Below are 14113 nucleotides of genomic sequence, written 5' to 3' on the forward strand. Positions count from 1 at the left end.
AAATTCCTTTGCGGACACAGCGTAATATTTGCGTGCCACACCAGTTTGCATTGCACCAGGGCTGTCAGATCCCTACTGATCTGACGATAAGGTTTTGGAGGGGTTACATGCTGCGTTGGGGAATTCTGGGCACTGGCTTCATATCCAATGCTGTCGTACAGGCCATTCAGCAGAGCGATGGCTCTGAAGTCAAAACAATTGCTGGCAGAAATGCGGAGGCGCTGGACAGTTTCCAGCAACAATATGGCATCGCCAACCAGGCGACCGGATATCAGTCGCTGCTGCAAGACCCTGAAATTGATGTGATTTATATCGGTCTGCCCAACCACGTGCATCATACGGTGACGATGGACGCTGCAGAGCACGGCAAGGCGGTTTTGTCGGAAAAGTCGCTGTCGGTCACCATGGAGCAGGCGCATGCGCTGGTAGACGCGGTGCAAAAGAACGGCACGTTCTTTGTCGAAGGGATTATGTATCTGGCGCATCCGTTGTACCGCAGGTTGCTTGAGATCCTGGGCGACGGGCGGCTGGGGGACTTGCGGGCGGTAAACGGATTTTATGCGGCTGACATCTGGCAGTTTGCCAATCCGGCCGGCAGGGGCACTCTGTATAACCTGGGCTGTTATCCGGTGTCTCTTATGCATCTGGTGGTGCAGGCCATGTGCGGCGAGGATATGTTTTCAACCGGGCAGCTGAGCGGCTCCGGCAATGTATCGCCCCATGACGGCACCGTCTGTGATGCCGCTGTGACCGTGCGGTTTGACAACGGGGTTTTGGCCAGCCTGCAGTCCACAGACAGCTATGGCATGGCGCATGCATTTTCGATTTCCGGCGACAACGGCGTTCTGCGCTTTGTAAGCAACCCGTGGCTGCCGGTTGCCGGGCGCAATCACTTGCAATGGTGCCCCTATGAGGGAGCGATTGAGGACATCTTTGTTGAGAGCGAGTATGACGCGTTCTACCACCAGGTCCGGATGGTAGAGGCGTGCCTGGCACAGGGGCGTCTTGAGGCGGAACGGCCGTCGCCGCGGCTAAAGGACTCTCTGGAAATAATGGCGTTTCTGACCGAGTGGGAAGCGCTCTGCCTCAGCTGAGCTGCCGCGCGCACTGAGCGGAGGGCGGCCTTGCAGGACGCCGCCTGAGTTGGACCGGCACCAGGATGCAGGGGGCGCGTTTCAAGTGCCGGGTTTCATATGTCGTTTTTCATATGTCGTTTTTCCGGCGTCGCGATTGCGGCGTAACGCCGGGTCGACATGCGCAGTTGGAGATTGGAGTAAATGTGGCAGAGAGCTGCGTGCTCGATCTGACCTGAAAGTCTTGTCGTGACACCAGAAATGGCTGTGTCAGTTCGTAATCTTCATTCTTTATGTGATCCGGCCAGAAGGCCCAGCCGGATCCGTTTTCAAAAAGCAGGCTTACATTTCCATCGCCATGCCAGGTGTGGACATCTGACCCATCATGCCCATTTGCATGTGATAGGGCAGCATGCACATGAACATCCAGGTGCCGGCCTGCTGCACTTCCAGAACGAAAGTGAAGTCGCCGCCTGGCAGCACCAGCGCTTGTTCAAACAGGGCTTCGTGTTCGAACAGGCTCCAGTCCGCCCGGGTCGCCCGGTATTTGACCGCTTCCATCAGAGCCATGTTCATGAACATGAACTCATGCGGGATCTGGCCACCGTTTTTGACGTTGAACCTGATGCGCTCGCCGACGTTGACGTCGAGTGTCATCTCGGAAAAACCCCATTCGGTCATGGTCAGGTTGATTTCACGGTCAAAAGCGCCGTCATTGGTGATCAGGAGACCACCGGCTGGCTCTGCCATTTCATCATCGTCGTCATCCATCTCCATAGCCTCAGAACCCATCGCCATGTTCATGCCGCTGCTTTCGCCGCCCATGCTCATGGAATCGGAGTCTGCCGCCATGTTCATGGTTCCGCTGTCGCTGCCCATGTTCATCGCGCCGGAGTCAGCCGCCATGTTCATGGTGCCGCCGTCGCTGCCCATAGTCATGGCACCGGAGTCTGCCGCCATGTTCATGGTTCCGCTGTCGCTGCCCATGTTCATGGCACCGGAGTCTGCCGCCATGTTCATGGAGCCACTGTCGCTGCCCATATTCATCGCCCCGGAGTCCGCCGCCATGTTCATGGATCCGCTGTCGCTGCCCATGTTCATCGCGCCGGAGTCAGCCGCCATGTTCATGGTTCCGCTGTCGCTGCCCATGTTCATGGCACCGGAGTCTGCCGCCATGTTCATGGAGCCGCTGTCGCTGCCCATGTTCATCGCGCCGGAGTCCGGCGCCATGTTCATGCTGCCGCTGTCGCCGTCCAATTTCATGGGGGCGGCGCCATCAGACATGTCCATGCCGCCCATATCCATGGACTCCATGGCCGCTTCGAGCATCATTTCGTCCATGGCCGGAACGTCAAAGATGCCTTCTTCGGCAGCTTCATTTTCCTCCAGGTTCAGAGAGGCAGGCACAAAGCCTTTTTCCCGGAACCCGACCAGCAGGCTTTCAGAAGGTGGCAGTTGGGTTTCGGGCCCAACCCCAACGGTGGTGAGCCAGCCGACCACAACAGTCGAAATCACTCCCAGGATTACAAAAAATCTGATCATTTCTGATGCTCCTTATTCTGCAGGCGCGGCTGAGGAACCAGCAGGCGCTTCTGCCGGATTATTGAGGTCATGGATGACAGGCCATGGATCGTCCGCGGCCACTTTGCCGTATTTGGCGCTCCAGGCGATGTTGAAGATGAAGGCAAGGAAGCCGGCACCAACCAGATAACCACCAACGGTGATCATCATCTGGGCTTCTGCCCAGCCGGGAATGTCGAGGTAGTCGTAAACCCAGCGCGGGAAGTAGAGGTAGCCCGCGATGCCCATGCCGGTGATCTTCAGGAACAGACCGATCTGCCAGGACCAGAAGTGGAAGTTGCCCAGTTTCTGGTTGAACATACGGCCGGTGAAATACGGGTAGAGGAAGTAGAAACCCGCAATTCCCATCTGCGCCGTAAAGCCGACAAACATCGCGTGGAAGTGGGCCGGGATCCAGTAGGTGTTGTGGATGAAATCACTGTCCGGTGCGATCTGAGCGTTCAGGAAGGCTGTTGCGCCGCCGTAAACGATGAAGGCAATCGACATCACCATGAACTTAAACGGAACCGCGCGGCGCGCTGAATCCGGGATCGGGCTCATGAACAGCGTCGAAATCCAGTTGAACACGTGCAGCACCGAAGGGATGAACACCAGCATGGTCAGGATCTGAATGAAACGCTGATAATCGCCGGAAATGGTGTAGAGCGGCTGAAAGTGGTGCGGGCCGATGGGCATCGCGCCGAGCGTCAGCAGGACAAAAGCGACAACACCAGACCAGTGGCTCCACATATTGTGGCCCAGAAGGCGGGGCATCAGCGTGTAGATGACCGCGATCGCAGGTACAAACGGCAGGTAGACGGCCGGGTGACCATAGGTCCAGAACACATAAAGGAAGAACTGAACCGAACCACCACGGGAGGGGTCAAAATATGCGATTTCGCGCCACATAGACCAATCCGACAGCAAGCCGTAACCGACAAAACCCAGCGGGAACACGGAGACCATGAACAACAGGCCGATACAGCCGGATGCCCAGGCCAACAATGGCGCCTTTTTGTAGCCGCCCTTGAAGGAGATCGCATTGCGGAACAAGACCGCGCCGGCAAGGAATTCGGACACCGCCACCAGGATGATGCCGACATAGCCCATCCAGATTGAGGGGTTGCCGGTCCGCGTCGCCATGGGCGCATAAGCGGTCCAGGTGAAGTCCGGACGCCCGATGACCAGCAGCAGCGCGGCTGCGATCAGGACCCAGTAACTGGCCTGTGCGGCCGGTGCCCAGAGCAGCCGGTCATTGCCGAGCACTTTGGGCAGCAGGTAGTAATTGATCGATACCACGAAGGGGATCAGAAAGCCGAACACCATGAACATGCCGTGCAGGGTCATCAGCGTCATATAGACTTTGGCACCGAGGAACTGCTCACCTGGGATTGCAAGTTCGGCCCGGAAGAACAGCGCGAACATACCGCCAAAGGCCAGCATGATCAGAGAGGTGAACATGCCTTTGAGCGCCAGATGCCGGTAGTCATTAGAGAAGAAGATTTCTTTGACCGACATATCGCCGATCAGATTGCGTGGACGCCAGTGCGCGGCATGGCCGGCGTCTGGCTGGTACATTTCCTGGGACATCAGGCTTTGCCTCCTGTGCTGCTGAGTGCGGCAGTCTGTGCGGGCTCTTCGACAACGAGCCATGCTTTCATCTGAGCGTGGCCTACACCGCAGTAGTTCACACACTGGATCAGGTATTTGCCGGGTTCATCGGGCGCTTTGATCCAGATCTCGCGTTTGTCGTCGGGGTCGATCTCGGCGGTGATCTGTGCCACCGGGATATTGAACCCGTGGATCACATCATTGCTGACGATCTTGAACAGGACTTTTTCGCCCGGTTTCACGATCGCCGCATTGCGGCTGATCTCATCGTCTTCATTGATGAAGGCAAAGCCCCATTGAAAGGCAATTGTGGTATAGACCCGGTCAAAAGCGTCTTCGCCTTCGCCGGTGTAGTTGCCGGACACCATCTTTTCTTCCGCGTTCAGGTTTTCCTGATAGGCCGAATAGGTGGTGAAGCTGCTCAGGTCGCCAAAATAGGCCAGCGCGATCATGACGCCGACAAATACAAATTCGACAGTGTAGCTTGGCTTCCAGCGCCGTTTCATCAGAACGGCCGCCAGAAGCATGACCATCCCGAGGATTGTAAAGGAGGCCGTAATGGCCATCATGAGAGCTTGTGGCCCCCATATTCCCAATGCGTTTTCCATGTTCTCTCCAATTGACGTCGCAGGTGCGTGATCCAACAAATCATGCTGGTGTGACGTGCAAAAACTGTGGTGATGACACCTGCCCGGAACGGGGAATGGGATGCTGTTGGACAGATCGCCGGGCAGACTGAGTGCTGTGTCCGACACGCTGGTTCGCGGGTCAGGCAATAAACGCCTGACGTCAAACGGGGTGTCGGCTTACGAGTGGCAGCTTCTCAGTCGGCACGTGCTCCCGGCACGTTCCGCCGGGACAGTCCCGGTAAACACATCGCTGCTGCCAAAGATCAGGCGCGCGGTGGTTTTAACAGTGAAATTGGGATCTGAAGTCTGACGGAGTCGCCTGGTGTAGGAAAATCGACAAGGGACAGCCGCACGGCAAAGCCGGTTGTAAACGCGTGGCTTGCAAACCAATAGCCAAAACAGGCGGAATTCATCGACATGCGACAGGCATTTTTACTGGCGCAGCCTGCAAGAGAAACAGGCTGTTTGCTATGAGAACCGGTGGAAACCAGATCCTGAATCGCTTTGACACCGTCAACGGCCTGACTGGTCATCTGACCAGGCATCGCCATTGTCCCGGGCGCAGCAACGACGCTGCGTGCAATCGTGCCGGTGAGCATGATCGACAGGATCAGGAGGTACACTGTGTGTCTCATGGCGCAAAGGTATCTGACACATGCGACAAAGCCTAGCGGCTAAATTATAAAAGATGTGAAATGTTGTTTTCTCACAAACCCCTGGCGCCGTGTGGGGCCGGTCCCGCAATATGCAGGAGAGTTTGACGCAGTTACAAGTGTTTAGCGCAGACGGTCAATGTCAGACAGTAACGCGCCGGGACCAGGAGAAGCCGCAGCCTCGGCGCCAGCCCCGGCGCAACATTTGCCCTAGTCTTCTTCAACTTTGTAAAGCACCAGATTTTCCAGATACGCGATCAGCGCCAGTTTATCTTCAACACTGGCGGCGCGGAAATCGTTTACCGAAGCCGCCGCTTCGCCACCATGCCAGGCAATCGCTTCGCCCAGCGTTGTGGCGCGCCCGTCATGCATATAGGGCGGGGTTGAGCCAACCCCCCAAAGTTCCTGGGTGATGAACTGGTTGGCAGCGATGCCTTTTTCAGCCACCGCTTCCGCAAGCGCCGGGCCCATATCGTGGCGTTTGAGGTCGCTGAAAAGCGCAACAATGCCGCGGCCCTGGTCGTCGGTCTGAAAATCACCCAGCCTCAGGACGCTGCCATCTTGCCGTTCAATCACGTTGTCCGGCAAGTCAGACGTCAGGTCAAAGGTGATCGCCAGTGCCGGGGAAAGACCAAGCGCCACCGGATCGGTTTTCGCCGGAAACAGCGCATCGCGGTATAGCGCGTTTTGGCTGGGTTCAGAATACACTGAATTCTCCAGCGTCATTTGCGGGATGTGACAGACATTACAGCCAGTGGAGGCGAATACCTGTGCGCCGCGGGCTATCTGCGTTGTTTCGCGCGCTGACAGCGCTTCAATCAGCCCCAGTCGCGCCAGTTCGACCCTGGTGACGGGCCGGGGTTGTGCCGCCTGATAGATGGTGAGCGCGGTGATGTCACCGACGCTGAGTTCATCCGCAACGCCGTCACCGTCGCCGTCTTGGCCCGGCCCGGTTATTTCAACCGCCTGCATGCCAAGCTCATTGTGGCCGGCGTCACGCACAAAAGCGCGCACAGAGCCGGTCAGCCCTTTCCATTCCAGCGGTTTGAGCACCAGATCCGAGTCGATGCCATCAATGGCGGAGGTGATGACAAAGCCGTCGGGCTGGGCGATCAGGGTGCCAAAGGAGACGCCTTTGCTGACCAGGCTGATGGGCACGTCGGCGCCGGTTTCCTGTGCCTTGGCCAGGGCGGCGTCACGCTGTTGTTGCAACTCAGTGGTCATTTCCTCCGCCAGCAGTTGCAAGGCGCCAATGCCAAAGATATGCGGCGGCTGGCGGTTGATGAACTTGCTGATATCGCCGGTCATCTCTGGGTCGCGGATATTGTTTTGCGACACGTCGCCGGCACCGTCGCCAAAGGGAAGATTGTGGCAGGTGGCACAGCTTTGCGCATTGGGACCGGTAGACCGCGCGGGAAAGTGGGTGGCCCAGGCGCCCTCGGTGGTCAGGTCGGCGCGCGGCACCAGGGTAAATCGCTGGCCGTTGCCGACATTGGCGCCGCCGCCCTGCGCAGCGATAAAATTATGCTCAAAAAGTTCATCGCCGGCTTCAAAGGCAAAATCAAAGGCTTCTTGCGTTTTCCCCGCCGCGGTCAGCTGGTTGATTTCTGCCTGGGTGATGAACAGGTCTTCTGCGGCGAATAGTGGTGCGGCTAGTAGTGGTGTCGAGGTGCAAAGCAACGCGATTGCCACGCGTTTTACTGGTTGCATAACCGGTCTCCTGTTGGTGGTTGGAGCAGGTTGAACGCTTGGGGCCGGCATTTCCGTCGCGGGAAGGTTGCGGGATGTTCAGAATTGCGCCCGGGACAGGCCTGATCTGGTGCCCGAAGTCGTCAGGATATGTTGTATGGGGGGGGGGCTGGACCGGGAGGCGGGTCATTTTCACCGGTTTTATCCGACAGATTTTTGCAGCTGACCAAAGACTGAGAGACGTGGCAAAGCGTTATCAATCATGGTGATCAGGAAGCGGCGCAGAGTGGGCACAGGTCGGAATTGATTTGCGCCCGCGCCTGCAGCCCGGCAATGGTGCTGCAAGCGCGGGCACGGTTTGTTACGCCTGTGTTACTTCGTCCTGATAGGCAAACAGCGCCGGCTGGCCGCCAGTGTGCACAAACAGCACCCGCATGCCGGCGGTGATTGTGCCTTCCTGCAGCAGTCCGGTAACACCGGCAAAGCTTTTGGCGGTGTAGACCGGATCGAGGAACAGCCCCTCTTTCTGCGCCATCATATGCAATGCGGCGCGGCTGTTGTCTCCGAGCCGGCCATACGCCGGCGCAAGTGAGCCGTCCCAGGTGATGATGTCGGAGTTGGCGATCGCGGCGTCGAGCTGGAGCAATTCGGCCAGCTTGTCGCTGAGGATGCGCATGCGGGCGGTTTGTTGTTCCGCATCGCGGCGCACACAGATGCCGTAGACCGGCGTGTCACAGCCCGCCATCCGCAACCCGGTCAGAAGACCGCCATGGGTCTGGCCGCTTCCGGAGGCGACAACGATTGCGTCAAACGCCGGGCCCTGATCCAGGATTTCCCGCGCGGCATTCACATAACCCAGAGCGCCCAGCGGTTTGTTGTCCAGCCCCAGCGGGATGACATAGGGGGTACGGCCCTGCTGGCGCAGCTCTTCCGCACGCTGACGCAGGGCGCGGTCGGCGCCGTTCTCGTCTTCGCCTTCGCTATAAAACATATGTTCGGCGCCAAGAAGCTGTCCGAGGAAGACATTGCCTGAACGCGCATATTCGGCATCCATGCCTTTGACGCGGTCTTCGAGCTGCAGAATAGCGTCGAGCCCGAGTTTTGCCGCCGCCGCCGCCGCTGAGCGCACATAGTTGGACTGCACTGCACCGGTGATCAGAACGCTGTCGGCGCCTTTGGCCAGAGCATCGCCGAAATAATATTCCAGCTGGCGGATTTTATTGCCGCCAAAGCCGAGCCCGGTCATGTCGTCCCGTTTGATCCAGAGGTCGATGCCGAGATCGTCGGACAACCGGCTCAAAGGCTCAAGCGGGGTTGGGCCCCGGAGCAGTTCCGCTCTGGCAAATCCGTTCAGTGTTTCACAAATGTCTTTCACAGCAGTGCTCCTTTGTTATTCAGATCATCGCGGCGCGGTACAGCAGGATCAGCCCGGCCAGGAAAGACAGGCCACGGATACCGCTGGCAATCAGGGGCGCGGGCAGGGCCGGGCCGATCTTGCGGCCAATAAGGCTGCCGATCACCGTCACGATCAAAAAATTAGTCAGATAGGGTTTGGCAGTGATATCCTGCCAGCTGGCGGAGGCGTGCAGCGCAAGTGCGACGGAATATCCAATCAGCGCAATTGGTTGCACGAGCTTCCTCACCTCGGATACCGGCTGGCCCGACTGCAGCAGACCCAGCGCCATCAACGGGCCCGGGGTGGCGGCCCAGACCGTCGCCAGCCCGGACAGGCCAGACACTGGCAGCAAAGCGCGCCTGCCGGCGGCAGAAGGCGGGATCAGCGAGGTCAGCGCCCCGGTCACCAGCAGGGCGCCGGCAATGGCGAGCACCATCGCTTCGGTGAGCTGGGGGTAGATCAGGATGCCAAGGCCGATCCCGACGACAGAGCCAACGACCGCCAGCACAAACAGCCGGTGGCCGCCGCGCTTGAGAGAGCCCGGCGTGGCCACGGCGGAGACCACCGCATTGAGCAGCAGCAGCAGCGGCACCGCAGTTTCGGTGCCGAGCTGCAGAAACAGCAGCGGCCCGACAACAATGGAAAATCCGATGCCGATGCCGACCTGGAGGACGGCGCCAAGCGCGATTGTGGTTAAAAGCAGGACCATATCAAATGGCATGAGCGTCTCGTTCTGTTGCGTGCGTTGAAGGCACACTAACCTGGTTTTCAATGCAGTAAAAATCACATATAGCTATTCTATGATCCAAATTGGTTATCGATAAGATGCGTCTCTCCGCCCGTCAGATAGAACTGTTCCAGGCGGCTTTTCGTCTGAAATCCACCCGGCGGGCGGCAGATCTGATGCATGTGTCGCAACCTGCGATCAGCCGGGCAGTGACGGAGATCGAAGCTGAGATTGGCGTGGTGCTGTTTGACCGTTCCGGGCGCAAGTTTGAACCAACCGCCGCTGCCAGAAGCCTGAATGACGCAGTGCAGCGGCATTACCACGGTTTGAACCGGGTGATTGACGCGGCGCAGATGATCGCCAGGGGCACCAGTGGTCATTTGAAAGTTGTGGCGCTTCCGGCCATCGCCGCGGCGCTGGTCTCGCGTGCTGCGGGGCGGCTGATGGCGAAACACCCGGGCGTGCGTATTGATGTAGAAGTGCGTGGCGAAGGCGAGTGTCTGACTGCGGTGCGCTCGGGAAACGCGGATTGCGCCGTGATTTCTTCTGACCCGGGCGCTTTGGCGCTGGCCTGCCACCAGGTTGCCACCATCACGCCGGTGGTGGCGGTCTCGAGGACGGATGTTCTGGCCGGGCTGGCGCAGGTGACGCCGGAACAGTTGGTGGAAAAGGACCTGGTGATGTTGCCGCCGGACAGCCCGTTCCGGCAGGCACTGGAAAAAACGCTTTCGGATGCGGCGTTGGCGTTCACCATCCGGGCCGAGGCCAGAACCCAGGCCGCGCTGCTGGAATATGTCAACCAGGGCATCGGGCGTGCGGTTGTCGCTGCGGGGGCCGCGGATGCGCGCGCCCGTCCGGACATTGTCTTGCTGCCCTTTGCCGCATCCCTGGTCTGGCCGGTCCGCGCTGTTGGCGCCGCCTCAGAGATGGCCACGCCACTGTTGCAGCAGTTTCTGGCCGAGATGACCAATCTGGCCAGCCCTTCTAAGGAGTGAAAACGGGGTTGTGACCCTTGGGGAATCTGGCTTTCACCGACCGCATTGTCGCGGGCAGGGAAGGCTGGTGTCTGCAGTGGTGGAACCAGAGGCGGCACGCCAGCAGAACAACGTACAGGCGCGGACCGTCCGGTCTGGAATGTGGTTGGCGTGGCTAACGACTGACTGCCCGTCCGTGGCTTTGACTGGCGCAGGTAAAGGCGCGACAGGGGTGGGCCGGCCCGCTCTGGTTGACCTTTTCCGGCGCAAATATTCAGAACGCCTAGATTTCTAAAATAATTACCCTTAGTGTAACCAAAGGAATTGAAAGAAAAGAAACCTCCCCCGGGGCTTGTTGAGAGCTCAGGACTACGGAAGGGAAATCTCTATGGCTATTGCGCTGGTACTTGTTCTGGTGGTTGTGGGCTCGATTGTTTTTCATATTTTCAGCCCCTGGTGGTGGACACCGATTGCCTCAAATTGGGGCACCATCGATGCAACTCTGACGATTACGTTCTGGATCACGGGCGCGGTTTTTGCCGCAGTGATACTGTTTCTGGCCTGGTGCGTGTATCGCTACCGGCACACTCCTGGCCGGGTTGCGGCCTATCAACCGGAAAACAAGAAGCTGGAGATCTGGCTGACGGTGGTGACCGGGATCGGGGTGGCGGCTTTGCTGGCGCCGGGTCTGGTGGTCTGGGCCGATTATGTCACCGTGCCGGATGATGCGGTTGAAATCGAAGTGGTCGCGCTGCAATGGCAGTGGAATTACCGCCTGCCGGGCGCCGATGGTAAACTGGGCACTGTGGACAACCGGCTGATCACTTTTGAAAACCCTCTGGGTATCAACCCCGGAGACAAAGCCGGGCTTGATGATCTGGTGATCGAGGCGGACGCCCTGCATCTGCCGATCGGCCAACCGGTTAAAATGCTGCTGCGTTCCATTGACGTGCTGCACGACTATTACGTGCCGGAATTCCGCGCCAAAATGGATATGGTGCCGGGCACGGTGACCTATTTCTGGTTCACGCCGACACGGACCGGCACGTTTGAAGTGCTTTGCGCCGAGCTTTGTGGTGTGGGGCATTCGTTTATGCGTGGCGAGGTCATCATCGACACGGAAGAAGACTTTCAGATCTGGCGCGATGAACAAGAAACGTTTGCGTCCCTGTCTGAGAGTTGAAGACGCACAATTGGAAATAAGGCCGGGCAGACCGGCTGATCCGGCCCCGGGCCATACAGGCGCACCGGGGCCATACAGGTAAAAGGACATGAACCAGGGGCGGCTCAGACCGTCCTCAGCAGGAGGAACATTGATGGACGAGGCCAATATTCGGGCATCCAAGGACATCCCACCGGCAGAAGTGGCAGATGTTGAATTGTACCATGCGAAGAGTTTCTGGACCAAATACGTCTTTTCTCAGGACGCGAAAGTCATTGCGATCCAATATTCCGGCACCGCCGCGGCCATCGGCTTTGTGGCGCTGGTGCTGTCCTGGCTGATGCGGTTGCAACTGGGCTTTCCCGGGCTGGCGGATTTCATCACCATCGAGGCCTATTATCAGTTTGTCACCATCCATGGCATGATCATGGTGGTCTACCTGCTGACGGCGGTGTTTCTCGGCGGCTTTGGCAATTATCTTATCCCGCTGATGGTGGGGGCACGCGACATGGTGTTCCCCTATATTAATATGCTGAGCTTCTGGTTTTACTTCCTGGCGGTGGTGCTGCTGGTGGTGAGCTTTTTTGTCCCCGGAGGCCCGACTGGCGCCGGCTGGACACTATACCCGCCCCAGGCAATCCTGTCGGGCACGCCGGGCGGATCGGGCGCCGGCATCATCATGATGCTGTTGTCGCTCATCGTATTTATCATCGGCTTTACCATGGGCGGGCTGAACTATGTGGTGACCGTGTTGCAGGGCCGGGCGCGTGGCATGACCCTGATGCGGCTGCCTCTGTCGGTCTGGGGCATCTTTACTGCCTCCGTTATGGCGCTGCTGGCGTTTCCGGCGCTGCTTGTGGCCAGTGTGATGATGTTGTTTGACCGGTTGCTGGGCACCAGTTTCTTCATGCCGACGCTGATAGAGATGGGCGAGCAACTGTCGTATGGCGGCGGCAGTCCAATCATGTTCCAGCATCTGTTCTGGTTCTTTGGCCATCCCGAGGTCTATATCGTGGCGCTGCCGGCCTTTGGCATCGTGTCCGATCTGCTGTCGACCCATGCGCGCAAGACCATCTTTGGCTACCGGATGATGGTCTGGGCCATTATCGGCATTGGCGGGCTGAGTTTCATCGTCTGGGCGCATCATATGTATGTCAGCGGTATGAACCCATATTTTGGCTTTTTCTTTGCCACCACTACGCTGATTATCGCGGTGCCCACAGCGATCAAAGTCTACAACTGGGTGCTGACCCTGTGGCGGGGAGACATCCACCTGACGATCCCGATGCTGTTTTCGCTGGCGTTTATCGTCACCTTTGTCAATGGCGGGCTGACCGGTCTGTTTCTCGGCAATGTGGTGGTGGATGTGCCGCTTTCTGACACCATGTTCGTGGTGGCGCATTTCCATATGGTGATGGGCGTGGCGCCGCTGATGGTAATCTTTGGCGCGATCTATCACTGGTATCCGAATGTCACCGGCAGAATGTTGGACGAGGCGATGGGGAAATGGCATTTCTGGGTCACCTTTGTCGGCTCCTATCTGATCTTTTTCCCGATGCATTATGTCGGTCTGGTCGGAGTGCCACGGCGCTATCCTGAACTGGGAGATTCCGCCTTTATTCCGGATTCTGTACAGATGCTGAACAGTTTTATCAGCCTGGCGGCCTTCGCCGTCGGATTTGCCCAGCTGTTGTTCATCTATAATGTGATCACCAGCCTGCGCCGGGGCAAGATAGCGGAAAAGAATCCATGGCGGGCAACGACGCTGGAATGGCAGACGCCGGACATGCCTCCGACCCATGGCAACTGGGGCGACGAGCTGCCGGTGGTGTACCGCTGGCCCTATGATTACAGCGTACCGGGGGCAGCAGAGGACTTTATCGCCCAGAATGACCCCGGACCGCAGCCCGCGGGTGAGACGAAAACATGATCATTGTCCTGCTCTTCCTGCTGGTGGTCGCTGTGATCGCGGGCCGTTGGCTGTCGCGACAGGGGCTGATGTCCCAACCCTGGCTTGAGGTCGGGGTAGGAGACATTACCGAGGGGCGGGACAGGACAGCGCTGAGTGGCGCCAAACTGGGCCTGTTTGTCTTTCTGGCGGTGGTGGGTGGCTTTTTTGCGCTGCTGGTCAGCGGCTATGTCATGCGCATGGGCTATCCTGACTGGCGCAATACGCCGATGCCACCGCTGCTCTGGGTCAACTCAGCACTTCTGGTGATGGGCAGTGTGTTGCTGCATAACGCGCTGTTATCCGCGCGCAAAGGGGACCGCGCCACCACCAGGCTGGCGCTGGCAGTGGCAGGTGTGGCGGCCTTTGGCTTTCTGGCCGGCCAGCTGGTGGTCTGGCAGCAGCTTACCGACGCGGGTCTGGGGCTGACTGCCAACCCTGCGAACAGTTTTTTCTATATGCTCACCGGCATCCACGGGCTGCATATCGTCGGCGGTCTGGTGGCCTGGGGGCGAACCACCCTTGCTGTCTTTGGTGACCACCCGGTTGAGCAGCAGGTGACGCGGATCGAGCTGAGTGCGCTCTACTGGCATTTTCTTTTGTTTGTCTGGGCGCTGCTGATGGTCGTGATGCTCGGCTGGGCCGATGACCTGGTGAATATGTGTAATCAACTGCTGAGGTAAAGGATCAC

Annotated in this window: 12 protein-coding genes; 5 read left to right on the forward strand and 7 right to left on the reverse strand. The window is 58.4% G+C overall.

The annotated features are described in order from the left end of the window. The first annotated feature begins 107 nt into the window (after positions 1 to 107). Positions 108 to 1094, forward strand: a complete 987-nt coding sequence (locus tag DWA01_RS05800) for a Gfo/Idh/MocA family protein (protein ID WP_114284900.1) — start codon at positions 108 to 110, stop codon at positions 1092 to 1094. A 321-nt stretch (positions 1095 to 1415) separates the two neighbouring features. Here DWA01_RS05800 and DWA01_RS05805 read toward each other — a convergent pair whose 3' ends face one another. The 7 genes from DWA01_RS05805 to DWA01_RS05835 form a co-directional block, all read right to left on the reverse strand. Then, a complete protein-coding gene (locus tag DWA01_RS05805) occupies positions 1416 to 2615 on the reverse strand; it encodes a multicopper oxidase domain-containing protein (protein ID WP_114284901.1) in 1200 nt (399 codons plus the stop codon). Between the two features lie 12 nt (positions 2616 to 2627). After that, positions 2628 to 4223 (reverse strand): cytochrome c oxidase subunit I, encoded by a 1596-nt coding sequence (locus DWA01_RS05810; RefSeq protein WP_160115965.1) that lies wholly within the window; start codon positions 4221 to 4223, stop codon positions 2628 to 2630. Further along, entirely contained in the window at positions 4223 to 4852 is a 630-nt protein-coding gene (locus DWA01_RS05815; protein WP_114284903.1) for a cytochrome c oxidase subunit II, read from the reverse strand. The genes DWA01_RS05810 and DWA01_RS05815 overlap by 1 nt, the downstream gene beginning before the upstream one ends. 284 nt (positions 4853 to 5136) lie before the next feature. Next, positions 5137 to 5508 (reverse strand): hypothetical protein, encoded by a 372-nt coding sequence (locus DWA01_RS05820; protein ID WP_136057676.1) that lies wholly within the window; start codon positions 5506 to 5508, stop codon positions 5137 to 5139. 228 nt (positions 5509 to 5736) lie between these two features. Next, positions 5737 to 7236: a di-heme oxidoredictase family protein gene (locus tag DWA01_RS05825; RefSeq protein ID WP_160115966.1), complete on the reverse strand. Its 1500-nt coding sequence runs from the start codon at positions 7234 to 7236 to the stop codon at positions 5737 to 5739. Positions 7237 to 7576: 340 nt separating this feature from the next. Then, entirely contained in the window at positions 7577 to 8590 is a 1014-nt protein-coding gene (locus tag DWA01_RS05830) for a D-cysteine desulfhydrase family protein (protein ID WP_114284906.1), read from the reverse strand. A gap of 19 nt (positions 8591 to 8609) precedes the next feature. Next, the gene (locus DWA01_RS05835) at positions 8610 to 9332 is read right to left on the reverse strand and encodes a TSUP family transporter (RefSeq protein WP_114284907.1); all 723 of its coding nucleotides are present in this window, start codon (positions 9330 to 9332) and stop codon (positions 8610 to 8612) included. A gap of 89 nt (positions 9333 to 9421) precedes the next feature. Between DWA01_RS05835 and DWA01_RS05840 the strand changes: the two genes are divergently transcribed. The 4 genes from DWA01_RS05840 to DWA01_RS05855 all read left to right on the forward strand — a co-directional run bounded on the left by DWA01_RS05840 (position 9422) and on the right by DWA01_RS05855 (position 14105). Next, positions 9422 to 10333 carry a LysR family transcriptional regulator gene (locus DWA01_RS05840; protein ID WP_136057677.1) on the forward strand — a complete coding sequence of 304 codons (912 nt, stop codon included), beginning with the start codon at positions 9422 to 9424 and terminating at the stop codon, positions 10331 to 10333. 367 nt (positions 10334 to 10700) lie between these two features. After that, on the forward strand, positions 10701 to 11495 hold the full coding sequence (locus DWA01_RS05845) for a cytochrome c oxidase subunit II (RefSeq protein WP_114284909.1): 795 nt from the start codon (positions 10701 to 10703) through the stop codon (positions 11493 to 11495). 133 nt (positions 11496 to 11628) lie between these two features. Next, positions 11629 to 13404 (forward strand): cbb3-type cytochrome c oxidase subunit I, encoded by a 1776-nt coding sequence (locus DWA01_RS05850; RefSeq protein ID WP_114284910.1) that lies wholly within the window; start codon positions 11629 to 11631, stop codon positions 13402 to 13404. Further along, positions 13401 to 14105, forward strand: coding sequence for a cytochrome c oxidase subunit 3 (locus DWA01_RS05855; RefSeq protein ID WP_114284911.1), 705 nt, complete (start codon positions 13401 to 13403; stop codon positions 14103 to 14105). The genes DWA01_RS05850 and DWA01_RS05855 overlap by 4 nt, the downstream gene beginning before the upstream one ends. The last annotated feature ends 8 nt before the right edge of the window (positions 14106 to 14113 follow it).

Origin of the sequence: Candidatus Halocynthiibacter alkanivorans, from assembly GCF_003333265.1 — a bacterium.
Classification (GTDB): Bacteria; Pseudomonadota; Alphaproteobacteria; order Rhodobacterales; family Rhodobacteraceae; genus Halocyntiibacter_A; species Halocyntiibacter_A alkanivorans.

Excerpts from the sequence above, each read along its gene's own strand:
- DWA01_RS05800 (WP_114284900.1), top strand. The coding sequence starts at position 108 with ATGCTGCGTTGGGGAATTCTGGGCACTGGCTTCATATCCAATGCTGTC.
- DWA01_RS05805 (WP_114284901.1), bottom strand. The coding sequence starts at position 2,615 with ATGATCAGATTTTTTGTAATCCTGGGAGTGATTTCGACTGTTGTGGTC.
- DWA01_RS05810 (WP_160115965.1), bottom strand. The coding sequence starts at position 4,223 with ATGTCCCAGGAAATGTACCAGCCAGACGCCGGCCATGCCGCGCACTGG.
- DWA01_RS05815 (WP_114284903.1), bottom strand. The coding sequence starts at position 4,852 with ATGGAAAACGCATTGGGAATATGGGGGCCACAAGCTCTCATGATGGCC.
- DWA01_RS05820 (WP_136057676.1), bottom strand. The coding sequence starts at position 5,508 with ATGAGACACACAGTGTACCTCCTGATCCTGTCGATCATGCTCACCGGC.
- DWA01_RS05825 (WP_160115966.1), bottom strand. The coding sequence starts at position 7,236 with ATGCAACCAGTAAAACGCGTGGCAATCGCGTTGCTTTGCACCTCGACA.
- DWA01_RS05835 (WP_114284907.1), bottom strand. The coding sequence starts at position 9,332 with ATGCCATTTGATATGGTCCTGCTTTTAACCACAATCGCGCTTGGCGCC.
- DWA01_RS05845 (WP_114284909.1), top strand. The coding sequence starts at position 10,701 with ATGGCTATTGCGCTGGTACTTGTTCTGGTGGTTGTGGGCTCGATTGTT.
- DWA01_RS05850 (WP_114284910.1), top strand. The coding sequence starts at position 11,629 with ATGGACGAGGCCAATATTCGGGCATCCAAGGACATCCCACCGGCAGAA.
- DWA01_RS05855 (WP_114284911.1), top strand. The coding sequence starts at position 13,401 with ATGATCATTGTCCTGCTCTTCCTGCTGGTGGTCGCTGTGATCGCGGGC.